At 34.8% G+C, this 17,571-nt stretch carries 12 protein-coding genes; 7 read left to right on the forward strand and 5 right to left on the reverse strand.

From position 1 onward, the window contains the following. Window positions 1–125: 125 nt before the first annotated feature. Both QP953_RS01775 and QP953_RS01780 read right to left on the reverse strand, forming a co-directional pair. On the reverse strand, window positions 126–1,523 hold the full coding sequence (locus QP953_RS01775) for an AI-2E family transporter (protein ID WP_309553771.1): 1,398 nt from the start codon (window positions 1,521–1,523) through the stop codon (window positions 126–128). A 169-nt stretch (window positions 1,524–1,692) separates the two neighbouring features. Beyond that, on the reverse strand, window positions 1,693–2,685 hold the full coding sequence (locus QP953_RS01780; RefSeq protein ID WP_309553772.1) for a GSCFA domain-containing protein: 993 nt from the start codon (window positions 2,683–2,685) through the stop codon (window positions 1,693–1,695). 346 nt (window positions 2,686–3,031) lie between these two features. Here QP953_RS01780 and QP953_RS01785 point away from each other — a divergent pair, with 346 nt between their 5' ends. Both QP953_RS01785 and QP953_RS01790 read left to right on the forward strand, forming a co-directional pair. Beyond that, a complete protein-coding gene (locus QP953_RS01785) occupies window positions 3,032–3,994 on the forward strand; it encodes an outer membrane beta-barrel protein (protein WP_052598076.1) in 963 nt (320 codons plus the stop codon). Between the two features lie 371 nt (window positions 3,995–4,365). Beyond that, window positions 4,366–5,034, forward strand: a complete 669-nt coding sequence (locus QP953_RS01790) for a hypothetical protein (protein WP_156039814.1) — start codon at window positions 4,366–4,368, stop codon at window positions 5,032–5,034. A 75-nt stretch (window positions 5,035–5,109) separates the two neighbouring features. Here QP953_RS01790 and QP953_RS01795 read toward each other — a convergent pair whose 3' ends face one another. After that, complete coding sequence (locus QP953_RS01795) at window positions 5,110–8,559, reverse strand: CHAT domain-containing tetratricopeptide repeat protein (RefSeq protein ID WP_309553773.1); 3,450 nt, start codon at window positions 8,557–8,559, stop codon at window positions 5,110–5,112. 754 nt (window positions 8,560–9,313) lie between these two features. On the opposite strand from QP953_RS01795, the gene QP953_RS01800 reads away from it, so the two are divergent. After that, window positions 9,314–10,090, forward strand: coding sequence for a peptidoglycan-binding protein (locus QP953_RS01800; RefSeq protein ID WP_052598079.1), 777 nt, complete (start codon window positions 9,314–9,316; stop codon window positions 10,088–10,090). A 106-nt stretch (window positions 10,091–10,196) separates the two neighbouring features. Here the strand turns inward: QP953_RS01800 and QP953_RS01805 are convergent, their stop codons facing one another. Then, the gene (locus QP953_RS01805; protein WP_309553774.1) at window positions 10,197–11,840 is read right to left on the reverse strand and encodes a T9SS type B sorting domain-containing protein; all 1,644 of its coding nucleotides are present in this window, start codon (window positions 11,838–11,840) and stop codon (window positions 10,197–10,199) included. 664 nt (window positions 11,841–12,504) lie between these two features. Between QP953_RS01805 and nadB the strand changes: the two genes are divergently transcribed. From nadB to QP953_RS01825, 4 genes are all read left to right on the forward strand, one after another. Then, the gene (nadB, locus tag QP953_RS01810) at window positions 12,505–14,103 is read left to right on the forward strand and encodes an L-aspartate oxidase (RefSeq protein ID WP_052598081.1); all 1,599 of its coding nucleotides are present in this window, start codon (window positions 12,505–12,507) and stop codon (window positions 14,101–14,103) included. Window positions 14,104–14,114: 11 nt separating this feature from the next. Then, window positions 14,115–14,777 (forward strand): Crp/Fnr family transcriptional regulator, encoded by a 663-nt coding sequence (locus tag QP953_RS01815; protein WP_052598082.1) that lies wholly within the window; start codon window positions 14,115–14,117, stop codon window positions 14,775–14,777. Between the two features lie 284 nt (window positions 14,778–15,061). After that, window positions 15,062–15,742, forward strand: a complete 681-nt coding sequence (gene trmB, locus QP953_RS01820) for a tRNA (guanosine(46)-N7)-methyltransferase TrmB (RefSeq protein ID WP_309553775.1) — start codon at window positions 15,062–15,064, stop codon at window positions 15,740–15,742. A 20-nt stretch (window positions 15,743–15,762) separates the two neighbouring features. Continuing rightward, window positions 15,763–17,019 carry an O-antigen ligase gene (locus QP953_RS01825; protein WP_052598084.1) on the forward strand — a complete coding sequence of 419 codons (1,257 nt, stop codon included), beginning with the start codon at window positions 15,763–15,765 and terminating at the stop codon, window positions 17,017–17,019. An 82-nt stretch (window positions 17,020–17,101) separates the two neighbouring features. On the opposite strand, the gene panD is transcribed toward QP953_RS01825, so the two are convergent. Further along, on the reverse strand, window positions 17,102–17,449 hold the full coding sequence (panD, locus tag QP953_RS01830; protein WP_052598085.1) for an aspartate 1-decarboxylase: 348 nt from the start codon (window positions 17,447–17,449) through the stop codon (window positions 17,102–17,104). Window positions 17,450–17,571: the final 122 nt, after the last annotated feature.

Consider the following 17,571-nt stretch of genomic DNA (forward strand, 5'->3'; position numbering starts at 1 on the left):
ACTAAGAACTATTTTTGTTTTTTATGATATGGTATCATCTTTAACCCAATTATGGTTAAAACAATTCACAATAAAAGATAGTTTAGCATATTTTAACGAATTAGCTAAGTAGTGTTGATTTATGCTTAATCCTCTACTTCGATATCTACATTTTCCCCAACATCTATATTTTCTTTTGAGGCGGATAAGCTTTGAGTTAATTTTTGTACCAATTGAAATTCTTTTAAGAAAACAGATGCAATCACTCTAATGATAGTATAAGCTGGAATGGCAACAACCATACCTGTTATACCTCCTAATTTAGCTCCAACGACCACCACAATAAAAATCTCCAAAGGATGAGCGGACACGCTATTAGAAAAAATATAGGGTTGCAATACAAAACCATCTAAAATTTGCATCGAAGCAAATACCCCCATTACTTTTAAAATCATAGGCAAAGTAACCATATAGAAGGACATATCTAGGTTGGAACTAATGATTACGAGCATTCCAAATAAAGTTCCTATGATAGGACCTAAGTAGGGAATAACATTAACAATAGCGGCAAAAAAGGCAATTAAGAACGCATTGGGAATGTTGAAGAAAGAGAGCAATACAGTAACGTAAAGTGTAATAAGTGTTATTTGTAACAAAATGCCACTAAAATAGCGTGTCAACAAGCGCTTTATTTGCGAAAGTGCTGTATCTGCTTCATCTTTTTGCTGATTGGGAACAATGGCTTTTAAGACACGTCCAAATAATTGTTCGTCCTTCAAGAAGAAAAAGGCAATGAATGTGACAGAGGTCATCAATACCATAAAATTGCCAAAGAAAGAGAACATGTATAGCAAGGTTCTAGTAATAATTTGAGAGGGGCTAACATACTCAAACATTTTTTTTCTTAACTGTTCAGAAGGGGTGTCAGAAGGTGTAATAACCACTGTTGTGTCTACAGGAACCATTGGCTCAACATTTAGAGCTATCTTTAAGTGAACGTGTGTTTGGGGGATTGTATCACCATTGGCTAGAATTAGAGAGTCAATGTGTACGTTGGTATAAGTTTTTATATTGGAAGGGGAGGCAGGCGCTGTTGTGGTTGGAACAGAGTCCACGGGGACTTCTATTAAGTTGGTAGAATCGGCATAAGTCGATAATTCCCCTCCAGAGAGACCTTTGACAATCAACCAATCATTGAAATGAGCAATAGGTTCTTCTAAACTTGTGACGATGGCTGTGTAATCTACTTCTGCTAAGTTTTGTCCTTGTTTGACGATTACAGGAACAAAGATATAGAAGAGCAGTCCAAAAATGCCATAAAAAAGGAATAGGACAACTAAGGCACGAATACTATTCGGGATTTCCCATCCCCTGTACCGAATACGCCCCATTAACTTCATCAAGGGAGAGCCTAGTAAGGAGATAACCCAGGCCAATACTACCCAAGTAAAAATATCACTAAAGTAATAAATGATTAAGCAAGCAATCGTTATAGAAAGCAATGCGCCAATATAGCGGGAATATTTTCGAATGATTGGTTGCATATGGTATTAACGATACAAGATGATGAATAATGAAATGAGTTTGCAGATCAAGTAGAATGCTTAATTCTCTTCTTAAAAGTAATACTTTGTTTGATGAATCACAACTATGTTGTCGTTAAGTAACATGCTGAACTAAAGAATTCTACAAATGCTTTTGGGAGCGGTTACTTTAGGTCTGTATTAATTGATTTAAAAAATGACTTTCAGCCTGTTTTAAGTCCAAAGAAGGCACTTTTGTTTTAATTTTTTGAATATTTTTTAATTGTTGCTGCACAAATTTTTGATGACTACTAGAGCTTGGATTAAAAGATTTGTGTTGTATGGCTTTGTGCAACTTATAAATATTTTTCCTTAAAGACGCTTCTTCTGGTGCTAAATAACTTTGAGCAAATGCTTCCCAAATGTACTCAATGGCCAAAGAACTAGGATGGATTAAGTCATCAGTATAATAACGATAATCTCGCAAGTCATCCATCATAATTTCATAGGCAGGAAAATAATGTATAAAACGTGCTTTCTGTACCATTTCTTGTACAGCCAATAACAACGTTGATTTGCTTATTTGGTTTTCGGTAAAACCATCTTTTAAATGTCGGATAGGACTGACAGTAAGAATGATATTAAGGTCTGGTGTGTTTTCTTTTAGATATTCTAACAAAGGACCTAAGCTGCTTACAATTTCGTCAACAGTTAAGCGTCTTCTTTTGAATCTATTGGCAGGAAACTTATGGCAATTGCTCACCACTTTTTGAGTTTTTCTAAGCTCGTAAACCCAAGCTGTACCCAAAGTTATAAGTAAGGTGTTGCTTCTTTTTAAGCGAGTTCTTGCTTTTATTAATTCGATGTTAATCCGTTCAAGTGTTTCCTCAATTGTGGTTGATGAAAATGAGCTGTGATGTTGAAAACTATTCCAAAGACCATTGTGAAAGAACAAATCCTCTTCTTGAAACTCATACTTGTTTAGAAGTAAGCCCAAACTATTGCGAATAGAAATGGGGTTGTATAGAGTGCCAAAAGGATTAATGGAAACATTATAGAAAATATTCTGCAACTTTTGAGCTATATTTTGAGCAAAACAAGAGCCAATGGATAACAAGTAATCTTGATACTGTATCTTAAAAGCAGCAGGTTCTAATTCAATTGTTGTTTTATGTTTTATCATTTTGTATAAAAACTAGCCATGCCCGAAACACATCGAATACCAAACAGTAATACGATCAATAATCCACAAAGTATTAGGCGAATAAAATGTTGTTAAAAAAATCGATTGAACTAGCCCAACCAATTTAAAATTGTTTCTGTTTTATAGAGTTATAAGCGAGTAGCTAGATAAGCAAAAAATGGCAGAACTATTAAATTATAAAAGCCTTTTGTTATCTTTGTGCGCATTTATTAAGTGTTTTGTTAGATGCTTTTAACATTTTAGAATATTTACAAGATAAGAATTCACACCATAATTTTGGAAAGGGACAAAGATAATCCCTATTTATACACATAGAAAAATGAACATGAATTTTATTAAGACAATACAGGTGAGTGTATTGGTAATCTGCTTTTTGGCAGGTTATACAACACAAGCACAAGACTTATTTAAACCCAAATTTGGTTTGAGGGCAGGAGCAAGTTTTGCAACAATGTTTGGTCCCAAAGAGAATGGAGTAGACGAAACCAATAAATTAACTGTTCGAGTTTCGGCAGGAGGGACGGTTAAGTTGCCCTTGCATGAGCGTTTTGGATTGGCTGCCGAAGTAGTTTTTGTGCAGAAGGGAACCTACTATAGTGCATCCGCCGAAAATTCTTTCTTGAAACTACCTGCTTACGGAACAGAGCAAGCCTTGATTTATGGTTACAATAAAATAGGGAGTAGCTATGAAAAAAGAACGGATAAAAACTATAAGCGTCGTGTCGGTATGAATATTATCAATGCGTATATAGAAGTTCCTGTCATGTTTTACTTCGAGGCATTAGACGATCGATTGCAATTTGACGTAGGGGCTGGAATAGGTTTCTTAATTGATTCAAAAGCATTGGGAACAATCAAGTTTGGTGATGCTGATATTTTAAATGCAGATAATCCAGACATTTCTCAATTTATAGAAATGGACTTGGATTATAAAATGATCAAGGACGAAATTGGTGCTGTGTATGACAATACAGCAAAGTCTGCCAAAATTGATGGTACAACACGTTATTATCCTAGAGGACCAAGTGCCTATTACTTTACAGATGTAGAAGACAAAGCTAACGAACATATATTTAAGACAGTTGACTTAACTCTTCAAGCTGGTGTTTCTTATTACTTCACGCCAGGTCTTCGATTAGGACTAAGATTTAGTTATAGTTTATTAGATATTACGACCAACAAATACGACTACTCTCTAAAAGATTTGAATAGTGATGGTTCGTATATTCAGAGAAATGATATTGATGGAAATCTAGGGTTTCAACTATTTGTCGGGTTACAATTTTAAATTGTATTTCTATTCCCACTTTTGCAAAGCCAATGAGAAACGCTCTCATTGGCTTTGTTGTTTGGTGATGTTCTTAGAGATAGGTGTGTTCAATTGATTATTAGATGTTGTTGGTGGATTTCTAGTGTTAGTTGGTTGGTATATAGTTGGTTATGAGGTTATTGGAAACTGTAGGTAAAAAGGTACAGAAATAACCCAAACTTAAAAAATGTAAAAATAAGGAGAAATTATATATTTAAAGGCTAATAAACCAAGGAGAAAAATGAATTTTGCCATCTTTTTTTGAACAAAAAACTCAAAACTTTGTTTATGTTAATGTACTTTTGCGAGACCAAAATCAATTAATTATTAAAGAAAAACAGAAACAATCAATGTTGAAAAAATTAAAAAAGACACTAAGCAAGGAAATTAAGAGTCGTTATGAAAAGATGGAGAGTCGCTATTTGGGACTTGAAAATCGAATTTATACTACTATCGAAGATCGATTAACGCTTTTAGAATCTAAATTTGATGAGTTGAGTGTTTTGATCAAAGAAGAGGTTCGCAATCGCAAGGAACGTAACGAAGACAAAATCGAAGAAATTGAAGCTGATTTGGAAGAAGAAGGAGTAGCATTTTCAGAAACTGTTGAGGAAGTTAAAGAGATCATTGATGAAACTATTAAAGATACTAAAGAGAAGGTCAAGGGGGCTAAGAAAACGGTTGATGTAAAAGTGAAAGAGGCAAAGGAAATGGTTAGTAGCAAGCTGAAGAAGGGAAAGAAAGTAAAAGAAAAAGTGGAAAAGAAAGTTGACAAAAAAGTCAAAAAAGCAGCAGGAAAGGTAAAAGAAGTTGCAGAACAATTGGAGAATGATGACTTAACAGTGTTAAAAGGTCTTGGAGAAAAAATGGCCGAAAAACTAAAAGCTGAAGGCATTACAACATTCCAGCAGTTGGCAGATTTGAAGCAAGTTGATATTGTCAACTTAGATAAAAAAATCAAAAGCTTTGCCGCTCGTTGTGTTCGTTATGAATGGAGAAAACAAGCTAGTGAACAATAAGTATAGCAATTAATCAAAAGATTAGGCAAATTATTGAGAATCACTCTGGAATTTTATTCTAGAGTGATTTTTTGTTCAATGTCTTTCTGATTTTTGAAATACTTTAAAAAGTAATAAAAGGAGTAAGATAGAAAGGCTTATAATTCCAATTAAAAAACTCCAAGAACGTTTTTTTTCAATAGGACTAGCATTCCCAATAGAAATAAAACTTGCCCAGTAAGTAGGATGTCCCGATATTTCATCTGTTTTGGATAAGAATGTTAGTTTGGCTTGTTGCAAAGCAGCAGGTTTGTTCATTCCTATAGCTAAATTAGAGTAGAAAGTTTCGATAAGAGCAGCGCTAGTAAAGTCATTGACCTCCCAAAGTGTTGTGACAACGCTTGGGGCACCAGCATACAAAAATGCCCGTGCTAGACTCAAAACACCCTCTCCTCGAATAGCTTTACCGAATCCAGTCTCGCAAGCACTAAGAACGACCAAGTCGGCATTTAGCGCTAAATTGTGAATTTCGTAAGCATAGAGAGCGGCATTGTCTTTATTACTTGTATCTGAGGAAGCAAAAGAAAGCATGGAGCGCATAGGATGTTCCATGTTGACAATTCCATGTGTCGCTAAGTGGATGATACTGAATTTATTAGAAACTCTTTTAAATAAGTACTTATTGGCCTCTTCTCCATAATAATACTCTCCATCAAAAATAGCTTTAATAGCATTCAACTCTTTTTGAGTCCAAGGCAAACTATCTTGATTAGTGGCAAACTGAATAGATGGCGCAAACCCTAAACATTTTCCATTGTTTTGACCTTGTTTGTCCTGTGTATTATTGATCCATAGTGTCGATGAATAATTATAGTTAATACTGTATCTATTTAGGATAAAAGCTAATTCTTTGTAGTCTCTATCTTGCATTTTGTGTTCTTCTGGACGCTTTTCTATCAAGACCTCAAAAGGAATATAATTGAGCATTCCATCTGGGATAATCGTGATTTCTTCAACAAGATCGGTAGGTGAAATGAGTGGTGCAAAAAACTCTAAGTAGAATTTATGCGAAGCAGCAATTAGCGCTTGATAAGCCCATTGTGGATGCTCTCCAATCATGTCATAGTTAGTTAAAGCACTTCTTAAATTGTATACCAGTTGCTCATAATTTTGAGGAATGAGAATTTGGAAAAACTCTTTTTTGTGAGGTGCAATCTTAAAAACATAAATGTATTCATCTCCTACAAAATATTCTAAGAGTACGTGTTTGGGTTGGAGTAATTGAGATTGAACTTCATCCGTAGATGTAATTTTAGCTTCGTATTTTAAACGATAGTAGGTTGGGTATTGGCGTTCCAATTCAAAAATCAGAGAATCATAAGATTGTTTTGTTTTTAGATAAGCTTTGTCAAATTCTTGATTATCTTTCGCATTTCTATTCTTATAATTAGAATAATAAGCGAGTTGATTGCGCAACGTAGATTCTAACTCTAATAATTGAGGAGGGATATTGCTACTACCACGAGCAAGATTATTTTGTAACCCCTGAAGCAGGGCAAATGTTTTACTGTATTCTGTCACTTCAAAAGCTTGATCCAAATATTTTGCGTCTTCACTTTGTTGATACATAAGATATAGGGCAGTAATCGCACCCTCGTAAACGGGGAGAGAATATTTCTTAAGTTCTTGTCGAGCTTGTATCGAGCTAAAATTGTTTCGTAATGAGTTAATAACCTCAATCCCTTGGCGATAAGTTTCAATAGCAAACTTTAGATCTTTAATACGATGTCTTTCTCTATAGAGTTGCTGAATTAGTTTGGCTTTTTGCTCTAAAGCACCAAGCCATGCAATATTACGAGACAAATCTTGAGTAGAAGGATTGGTATAAATATTAATTGTTTGGTCGTACAAACTAGGGCAAACTGTTGCAAGTGCTCTTTGGATGTACAAAAGTGCTTGCCTATATTCTTTAGCTCTATGATAAAAATCAGCCAATCCCATATAGCTGCTATAGAGTTGTTGTTCAAGTGTTCTATTACGATTTTCTTTGTCAATCGAAAAATCTAATTGTTGAGAATTCGAGCGTTGGTTAACCCTTGATTCATTAATTAAGTATGCCTCATCTTGTTTGGTTTCTAACGCTTTCATCAAATAACTAAATTCCTTGTCAGGAAATTCTTGCAAACGATAAATATTGGCTATTTTTTCATAAATATTCGTAACAGAATAATGGGTTAAGCCCAATTGTTGCTGATTGATTTTTAATGCTTTTTGATAAAAAAACAACGTAGAATCATACGCTTTTTGATTGAGGTAATAATTTCCTATTTCTAAAAAAACAGGAGCGAGTTTTAGATGATTACGACCCAAATTTGTTTCATAGATTTTTCTAGATTGTTTGAGTTGCTCCAATTCATTATTGCTTTCTTTTAACGTTCGAAAACAAAGTGCCAAGGCCAACCGCACTTCGGCAATTTCTAAACTTTCTTTGTGTTTTAGTTTTTCAAATATCAGCAGAGCATATTCATAATAAGATAAAGCTTTTGCCAAAGAACCATTGTTTCTATAACGATTGGCCAAGAGATAGTAGCTCTTAGCCACTTCTACGTGTTCTGCTCCTAAGACATTGAGTTGAATTTTGAGTGCTTTTTCAAGGCATTTTAATTCTCGATCATAGATGTTCATGACTCGATAATAAATGGCAATATCAATATAAGAAGAGGCAATTTGCAGATGGTTGTTATCAAATAATGTATTGCGGATTTCAAATGTTTTTTGATGATAGGACAGTCCTTTGTGATAATCCTTTTGTGTTTCATAAAAGAAATTGCCAATCGCTTGATAGGTATTTGCTGTTTGATAGTGCATTTTTCCAATTGTCTGCAATTGAATATCGAGCGCTTTATTTAGATATTCTAATTCTTTTTGAATTGGTGTACCATCTATATTAATATGGACAAAATCTTTGTTAGAAAAACCACGATAACAACGACCTATGTAGTAATAAGAAAGAGCAACTTTTTGATGTATGTCACCGTGTAGATTTTTGCGAATTTTAAGTGCTGCTTCGTGATACTCCAAAGCTTTTTTGTAGTGAATCTTGGTTTCTACTCCTCTATCAGTTCTTAGAGTCGTAGAAATACTACTGTAGTAACGTCCCAACCCTTCATAAGCGTCTGCAATTAGGTTACTATCTATTTCAAAACTAGGGTCGATACTTTTTATTTCTGCAAGTTGTTGTAGTGCTTTTTCAAAGCCTTTGTTCTTTGCTTCCTCATAGAGTGCCAACTCAATATAAATGTTTCCAATACCATTGTAACAAATAGCATAGTAAGCAGGTAAGTTATTGTTTCGATAAAGGCGTGCAGCAAATTGGTAGGATTCCTTTGCTTCTACATATTGCATTTCTGCATAATACTTTTCGGCATCTAGGATATGTTTGTAAGCACGGGCTAATGTTTGCTCTACATCAGACTGAGCATAACCAACAGACAAGCAACCACTGAGGAATAAAAAGAGAATGCTTATGTATATTAGACGATTCATTTCTTATTTTATAAGTCACATGGGCTAAAGTAATGAGGGAGGGGAAAACGTGAAAATAGACGTACGTGGTACAAAACTAACAAAAACATTGTTTTTTTGTTTCAAAATTTGGTATTACACGCTTTTTATTTCTATTTTTAGAAATATCATACTTTTTCTTTGCAAGATTTTAAGTTTTTGGCAAAATATAAAAACTGAAAGGTACGCAAATAGTGTCAATATATCTAAGTATCAGACTATAAACCTATTCAATTAGTGGTTTTGAGTTGAATGAATTGCTTTTTTTAAGTATGATTTTAAAGTTTTTTGAAGAAGAAAGATGCATCATATATACTATTATAGGGGATAAATCAGCCCTAAAGATTAAACTTTTTTACGTCAAAATTCTTTATCATATTAGCGAAGAAGCAAAAACAAACATTCTCAGAGAGGTTGTGTGGATTTTAATCATGCTAATAAATAAAAAATACTAAGTAAGAGGTCAGAAAAAATAATAACAAAAAATGGAATTATTTTTTTGAACGATTACTTATATTGAATCATACAAATTTAGTCGTGATCTAATAGTAATGCTTATTTGGAAGCTTGATTGAACACAAAGAATACTATTGGGGCGATGTATAGTTTTTGCTATGAGGCTAACTTTATTACTCCGTTTAAACCACAAAATAGTTGTTCATGGAATAACCAACGGGGTATTTAAACTTCTAAGACTATTTTTTTTGAGACCCGATAAAAAAGATACATTTAACACATGGGAAGACCAACTTTGAGATTATACGATGGCTTTAGCCATACCTCTCCACACTTAAAAGATGACGTAAAAGAATTACAAACTCTATTAAAAGGCTTGGGGTACCGAATTCGCCCTGATGGTGAATTTGGAGCTTATACAGAAAATGTTGTTCGCTTGTTTCAAGCTTCAAAAGGGCTCGGTGCCGATGGAATTGTAGGACCGTATACATGGTCTTTGTTACTTAAAAAGCCATCGCCTAAAAACCCATCAACAACGTTTCAAACATCTTATTCTAAATGGGATAGAACCTTACTACAACAATTAGAAGAGTTAAAAAAGTACGAATACACCGTCAAGAAAGTAGCTGAAAAATATGGTATTCCTCCATCAATTATTGCTGGTTTAGGTTCTCGTGAATCTCACTGGGGATTGGCATTAACACCTCCTGGACCAGGAGGAACAGGGGATCATGGCCATGGACGAGGTTTGATGCAGGTCGATGATCGTTGGCATGTGCCGTTTATTCAATCGGGCAAATGGGCGGATGGAAGAGAAAATATTATATATGGTGGAGCTGTATTGAAGAACTGTATGTTGTATTTTGAGAAAAAAGCAGGCTGGGAGATGAGTTTTAAACTAATCAAAGCTGGAGTAGCAGGATATAATTGTGGTCCTAGACGTGCTTGGGATGGCTATAGAATGGGATATGGAGTAGATTATTATACGACAGGGAGAGACTATTCTAAAAATGTCATTGAGCGTGCTGGCTGGTTTCAGTTACACGGGTGGAAATAACTATTTGTTGCTGCTTATCAAGAGAAAAATAGATGCTATAAGAATTTAGCTAAATTTATAACAAGAGAGCCATCATTTTCAAAATGATGGCTCTTATTTTATCCACTTATCGAGCTAGAGTTACTTCTCCTCTCTTGGAAACACGTACCCCATAATCATCGTAATATTGGAGTAAATAAATATAAACCTCAGAAGCGGCAATTTGTCCCTTAAATTGCCCATCCCAAGGGGCATAATTGGCGTTGGTCTGATAGACGATTTGTCCCCAACGATTGTAAATTTCAAAATTAATAATTTCTAAATCACATTTTGTAACTGGACCAAATGTATCGTTAACACCATCGGCATTGGGCGTGAAAATATCAGGTATTCCTTCAAAGCAATCACATTCCTTGGTTGATACTTCTATTTCCTTTGTCTTACTTCCGCAAATATTGCTAACAGATACAGAATAAATACCTGCTTGTTGTACCCAAAAGGTAGGACTAGTAGAATTATCTTGCCAAGTGTAGGTTGTTGATGAGTGCATATGGGTGGCGTCCAATACAAAAGAACTGCCTTCACAGATCGTTGTTGGATAGTCGTCCCAATAAAAATCAGGCATAGAAGTATAACTCACAGAAATACTATCGGTACTAACACAGTTATCCAGAGTAACCGAAACGGCATAGATTCCACTCTGATTGATGGTGTAGTTGGGGTCCGTGCTCGCATCTTGCCAAAGATAAGTAGAATTATTTTGATAAACATCTAACGTTAAAAATTCTCCTTCGCACAAAGTAGTGTCCTTGCCCAAGTCAAGCGAGGGATAATCCGTAACGTAAACAAAGGCACTATCTGTTTGTGTACAGTTGTTTATAGATACAGTGACTGAATAAAGACCAGATGTAGAAGCGGTATATTGCGAAACAGTAGCATTGTCTTGCCAAACGTAACTAGCATTGCGGACTCTAGCATCCAAAATTGCATTATTTCCTCGACAAATATGTGTTGTATCTACCAAGTCTAAGCTTGAAAAATCTATATCTTCTGCCAAAGAAGCCGTCCCCAAGATATTACCAGGAATAATATTAGAACACTGTAAAACTCTTTGTGCAGGGTTTTGGTTGGGAACTTTGTAAACGTTCTTTCCCGAAAATGCATATAGTTCAGGAGAACAACCAATAGAGGCGAGCCCAAATACATTACTAAGTGAGTTGAAGCGACCTTTATTTTTAGTATTTGGGAAATTAGGTTTATTTAAATTCTTAATATCTATTTCTACTAACTTTGATCCATAAGGAACATGAACAACGGCTGATAAGTATAACTTGCCATTTAACAAAGCAATGTCTCCATCTGGGTCCACCCACAAACTAGTATTACCAATATGAGTGGCAGTTCCTCTGAATAAGTCAATCGTGTATATTCGATCCCCTTGTCCCATGGCATATAAAACACCTTTTTTGGAGAATGTTAAGGAATTTAGATAGACTGGAATATTATTAATTAAAGATATTGTTGCATCGATTCGGCTAATTTTGTATAGGTTATAATCATAACCTATACCATAGAGTATTTTACTGACAGGATTCATCGCAATATCAAGGAATACAGTATCTAATTTCCCAATGGTTCGAGCCCTACAAGTAGACACATCAATTAAGTACAAAGAATCTGGCGTATTAACATATGCTTGATTTTGAGCAAATAATTGAAAGTGAAAAATACTGAAAATAAAAAATAGTATTGATCTTATGAGTTGTGTCATTCGATAACTTAATTGAATAATGATAAAATAGGTATTGTATATAGGGGCAGTAGTAGTAGTACAAACTAAACTTATTGCATGATAATTAAAAAGATGGTATGCTTAAAAAACATTTGTAGCTGTTTCCCACGATAAAAAAATTATAAAATATATTATAATCAGTATGGTTAGCATTTTTTTTCTCAAAAAACACCATTCAAACAATATTGATTGGTTGGATTAAAATTTTAGGAGTATTGCATTTGGAGGCTATTATGGGGCATAATTATTATAGAGTTTTACCTAGCTTACTCAAAATATCTTGGAGAGACATAGAGAAGATAGACAAAAAATAGATGTTTTGCTGAAGAGAAAGGAAGAGGATGTCAAAAATAAGACATTTTATAGCAGCTTATCTTAAAAAGTAAGCGGCTTTTTTTATATTACAAGGTGATAGATTCAAACCACTATCTTATAACTTGTTACAAGTTTTTAGAGTGTGTTATAGAAGATATAGGTCATGATATTTTTTAATTATAATCGAATATAATAATAGTCCGATAAAACCATATGAACAACATCAGAAACAAACTCTATATATATTTATTGAGGGAGTTGTTATTGATCATTAGTTTGATGTGGTTTTGTTTAAAGTTAGCAATAATGGACTACTAACGCAAGCAAGATGAAGCAAATAGATGTATTGGTAATTGGATCAGGAGTTGCAGGCTTAACTATTGCCATAAAAATGGCAGAGCGTCATCCCGACAAAAAAATTTGTGTTTTGACAAAAGCTACCAAGGAGGAAAGCAACACACGTTATGCACAAGGTGGAGTGGCTGCCGTTTGGAATTTTGATACAGATTCTTTCGACAAGCATATTGAAGATACGCTAGATGCAGGAGACGGTCTTTGTGATTTGAATGCTGTCAATATTGTTGTCAAAGAAGGTCCAACGAGAGTGCGAGAATTGATTGAGTGGGGGACGCGTTTTGACAAAAATTTAAGTGACTATGATTTGGGAAAAGAAGGTGGTCATTCAGAAAATCGAATTTTACACTTTAAGGATTTGACTGGTTGGGAGATTCAACGGGCTTTGAATGAAAAAGCAAAAAGTTATCCGAACCTTGAGTACTATGATCATTACTTTGCAATTGATTTAATTACACAGCACCACTTAGGTAAACAAGTTACTCGTATAACACCTAATATAGAGTGCTATGGAGCGTATGTATTGAACACTCAAAACAAGGAAATAGAAACATTTTTAGCCAAATTTACCGTTGTAGCTACTGGCGGAGCTGGACAGGTTTATAAGACAACGACAAACCCTAGTATCGCTACAGGAGATGGAATGGCAATGTTTTATAGAGCCAAAGGGCGCATGGAAAATATGGAGTTTGTACAATTTCATCCAACTTCTTTGTACAATCCTGTTGTTGAAAACCCTGCATTTTTGGTATCGGAGGCGGTGCGTGGCTTTGGAGCCATTCTCAAAACACCAGAAGGAGAGGAGTTTATGCACAAATATGATCCAAGAAAGTCTTTGGCACCTAGAGATATTGTGGCAAGAGCGATTGACAACGAAATGAAGATGCGAGGACAAGATTACATGATGTTGGACTGTTCTCATTTGGATAAAGATGCTTTTGTAGCTCATTTTCCAACGATTTATGATAAGTGTATTAGCCTTGGAATCGACCCAATGAAAGATTTAATTCCTGTGGTTCCAGCGGCACATTATATCTGTGGTGGTATTAAAACGGATGAAATGGGGCAGACTTCTATTCAAAACTTGTACGCTTGTGGAGAATGTAGTTGTACAGGCTTGCATGGGGCCAATCGACTAGCTTCCAATTCTTTGTTGGAAGGATTAGTTTATGCAGAACGGGTGGTGCAGGATATTTCAGGTCGTATTGATAATACAGAATTTCAGGCGGGGATTCCAGATTGGGATGCTACAGGCACAACAGACCCTAATGAGTTGGTCTTGATTACACAAAGTATCAAGGAGCTAAAAGAAATTATGAGTAGTTACGTGGGAATTGTTCGATCAAGTGTGCGTTTAAAAAGAGCCTTCGATCGCTTGCATATTTTGTACGAAGAAACAGAGCAACTGTATAGTACAACTACTATATCGCCGCAACTCTGTGAGTTGAGAAACTTAATTACAATTGCTTATATGATTACACGTTCAGCAGCTACTCGCAAAGAAAGTAGAGGTTTACACTATACCACTGATTACCCTGAAAAACAATCGTTTTTAGAAGTAACCTTGATGTAAAAACAATAAGCATGCAAACGTTAACCAAACTTTGGTATTTAGAACAATTTGATATTTTTAAAGTGCTCACTAAAACAGAATTAAAATTAGTGGCAGAAACTTCTATTCATAAGCCTTATAAGAAGGATGATCCAATTATGTTTCCTTTTAACTCTCAAAAAACAATTTACTTGTTGAAAGAAGGGGCTGTGAAAGTGGGTAATTACACCGAAAATGGAGAAGAAAACTTAAAATATCTCTTGAATTCTGGAAATATTTTTGGCGAATTGGCTTTAGCAGATGGGAATTCCAACGATTTTGTTGTTGCTGCCGAAAACTGCACCGTCTGCACTTTGCATATTGATGTGATTCAAAATATTATGTCAAAAAACAAGGCGTTTAATCGTGCAATGTACAAACTAATTGGTCTGAGGTTGCGAAAAGTAGAATTTCAAATTGCTCAAATTATATACAAAGACTCTACGACTAGAATTATTGACTTTCTTTTGGAGTTGGGCAAAGATTTTGGAAAACATAAGGATAATAGCTTAATTGTTAAGAAATTCTTGAACAATACAGAAATTGGTAAACTTACTTTTACTTCTCGTCAAACGGTTAGTAGTGTTTTGAACAAACTAAAACGTTCTGGAAATATAGACTATGACGACAAAACAATCAGAATTATTAACCTATAAAGCCGTTCGGTTGCTACAAACTAGAATCGTTTCTTACAAGAATCGGAGTATAAAAATTTTAGATTCGCAAAATGTATGCTTGCGGAGCAATTAATTGCTCTATTCCAAAAAGTTCACTGAAGTTTGTATATTTGCGGACTCTAAACACCTCATTACTTCGTGGCTTTTTTCGTTTTACAAAAAGTCATGAAGTAGTAAGGTCATATACTTCTATTTTTAATAATTGCTGAAAAATTGTAGCAGGTCTAGATTCTTGATTTGCTCTTAGTGATAAATATAAACCAATGACAAAGCTTAGCAAACTCCAAAAATTTGCAGCCATTAGAACCTTTCCCAATGTTTATTCGTCTAAAGGACATAATACACCACTTGTCGTAGATTATCAAGGAAATGATGTAGACATGAAAGGGCAATGGCAAAATCATTTTCAAAATGACAATCCAATTATTTTGGAAGTGGCGTGTGGAAAAGGACATTACGCACGTGGTTTAGGAAAAATGTATCCTGAAAATAATTATATCGGAGTTGAAATCAAAGGGAATCGCCTCTGGACAGGAGCCAATGGTGCTTTGTTGAACAAAGAAGAAAATGTTGCTTTCTTAAGAGCTAGAATAGAGTTTATGGAATACTATTTTGCTCTAGGAGAAGTATCCGAAATTTGGATTACATTTCCTGATCCACAATTAGGAAAGGCACGAAAACGCACTACAGCACCAAGATTCTTGGATGTGTATCGCCATATTCTCAAAAAGGACAATAATCGTGTGCACCTAAAAACAGATTCTCCAGAGTTGTATGAATACACCTTAGAAGTATTAGAAGAACAGCAAATTGAAATCTTGTATCAAAATGATAATATTTATGCTCAAGAGTTGGATTTTCCTGAGTTGGATATTAAGACATTTTATGAAGAAATGCACCTAAAGGACAATAGAACAATCAAATATATTCAATTTACATTATAGAGTAAGTCTGCCAGTCATTTATGGAGTCAAAAATACAGTTTTTCTTAGGACAATATCCTCGACAAAAATTAATTTATGCTACCTGTATAAGTTTATTTATTGGGCTAATTTGTTCTAAGTTTTTGTTGACACTGTCCATGATTGGATTTGTAGTTTTGGGTATATTATCTCCAACAATAAAACAAGATTGGAAACGTATTGGGGCAAACAAATCGTTCATCGCTACATTAGGTATATTTGTATTATTTCTTTTCAGTGCTTTGACCTCTGATAATTGGGAGGCATCCATGGTTCGTTTGCGGATAGCCTTGCCACTACTCATATTGCCTATTGCGTTTGGGCTGTTGCCAACTTTTTCTAAAAAATCCTATCAAGAATTGTTGGCCATCTATTTTTATATGATGGTGATTGCCTGTTTAGGAGTTTTAGTCAACTACGGACTACACTATGAAGCAATGCAACAACGTCTAATTGTGAGCAAAGCTATTCCAACACCAAATGGAGAGCATATTCGATTCAGTTTGATGATAAATCTAGCTGTTTTTGCAGGATTTTGGTTGCTCCAGCAAGGGTTTCATTGGAAGAATGCAAGCGAGAAATGGCTGCTCCGCTTTCTTGTCTTATTTCTGATCATTACACTACACTTACTATCGGTGAGAATTGGTCTTTTGGTCTTGTATGGAGGAATAGGAACAACGGTTTTGTATTATATGCTGAGCAAAAGGCATTATGGGATTGGAATGATCTTATTAGTGGGAATGTGTGTGGTGCCTTATTTGGCATACAAGTATGTTCCAAGTATTAGAACCAAGGTTGATTTGACCAAACACAATTGGGATATGTATCGACAGGGACATATTGGGGAGTATTCAGATACTCGTCGTTTGTTGTCATACAAAATAGCGTGGGATGTAGCGCAACAATCACCTTGGTTTGGGGTTGGGATTGGAGATTTGAATGATGAGCAAGCCAAGCAATATGAGGCGCATTATCCAGATCAAAAAGTCATGTATCCTCACAATTTCTTTTTGACATTGTATGCAGCTACAGGAATCATCGGGTTGCTATTTTTTCTGAGTTGTTTTTTATTCCCTTTCTTTTACCATCAAAACTATAAGAATCTATTTTTTCTCTTGTTTTATGTAACAATATTCTTGTCATTTATGACAGAGAATACACTTTTGAGCGCGATAGGGCTTGGTATTTATAGTTTCTTTTTGTTATTTTCTGTCAACTATTTAGAAGGGAGTTATCAAAAAGCAAGGATACCATCATAAAAAAAATAAGTTGTTAAGATTCTACACTCAACAACTTATTTACTATATAAGAACTTTGTTTGGACAAGCACTACTAAGGAACCTAGTTTAAAGCATTCTTTTCGTTAGGAAAAACAATTGTTGGTTCAAAAGTTTTCGCCTCTTCAGGTGATAGAAAAGCATAACCGATAATAATAATAATATCGCCAACTTGACATCTGCGAGCAGCAGCACCATTTAAACAGATAACCCCTGAGCCTCTTTCTCCCTTAATAACATAGGTTTCTAATCTTTCCCCATTGTTATTGTTTACTATTTGCACACGCTCTCCTTCAAATATATTAGCAGCTTCCATTAAATCTTCATCAATCGTAATACTACCAACGTAATTAAGGTTGGCTTCTGTCACTGTAGCACAGTGAATTTTTGATTTGAACATTTGTAAGAACATAATTCAATTATTTTATCTTAAAATCAAAAGTAAATTTTTGTGCCACAAAGGTACGCTTTAGTTATGATAAAAGGAAATTAAGACAAAAATCGAGATTGGTATACTAAAAATGAAAAGAGCCT

This window comes from Aureispira sp. CCB-E (genome assembly GCF_031326345.1).
In the GTDB taxonomy this organism is placed as follows: domain Bacteria; phylum Bacteroidota; class Bacteroidia; order Chitinophagales; family Saprospiraceae; genus Aureispira.

Excerpts from the sequence above, each read along its gene's own strand:
- QP953_RS01815 (WP_052598082.1), top strand. The coding sequence starts at position 14,115 with ATGCAAACGTTAACCAAACTTTGGTATTTAGAACAATTTGATATTTTT.
- nadB (WP_052598081.1), top strand. The coding sequence starts at position 12,505 with ATGAAGCAAATAGATGTATTGGTAATTGGATCAGGAGTTGCAGGCTTA.
- QP953_RS01780 (WP_309553772.1), bottom strand. The coding sequence starts at position 2,685 with ATGATAAAACATAAAACAACAATTGAATTAGAACCTGCTGCTTTTAAG.
- QP953_RS01795 (WP_309553773.1), bottom strand. The coding sequence starts at position 8,559 with ATGAATCGTCTAATATACATAAGCATTCTCTTTTTATTCCTCAGTGGT.
- panD (WP_052598085.1), bottom strand. The coding sequence starts at position 17,449 with ATGTTCTTACAAATGTTCAAATCAAAAATTCACTGTGCTACAGTGACA.
- QP953_RS01800 (WP_052598079.1), top strand. The coding sequence starts at position 9,314 with ATGGGAAGACCAACTTTGAGATTATACGATGGCTTTAGCCATACCTCT.
- QP953_RS01785 (WP_052598076.1), top strand. The coding sequence starts at position 3,032 with ATGAATTTTATTAAGACAATACAGGTGAGTGTATTGGTAATCTGCTTT.
- QP953_RS01825 (WP_052598084.1), top strand. The coding sequence starts at position 15,763 with ATGGAGTCAAAAATACAGTTTTTCTTAGGACAATATCCTCGACAAAAA.
- trmB (WP_309553775.1), top strand. The coding sequence starts at position 15,062 with ATGACAAAGCTTAGCAAACTCCAAAAATTTGCAGCCATTAGAACCTTT.
- QP953_RS01790 (WP_156039814.1), top strand. The coding sequence starts at position 4,366 with ATGTTGAAAAAATTAAAAAAGACACTAAGCAAGGAAATTAAGAGTCGT.
- QP953_RS01775 (WP_309553771.1), bottom strand. The coding sequence starts at position 1,523 with ATGCAACCAATCATTCGAAAATATTCCCGCTATATTGGCGCATTGCTT.
- QP953_RS01805 (WP_309553774.1), bottom strand. The coding sequence starts at position 11,840 with ATGACACAACTCATAAGATCAATACTATTTTTTATTTTCAGTATTTTT.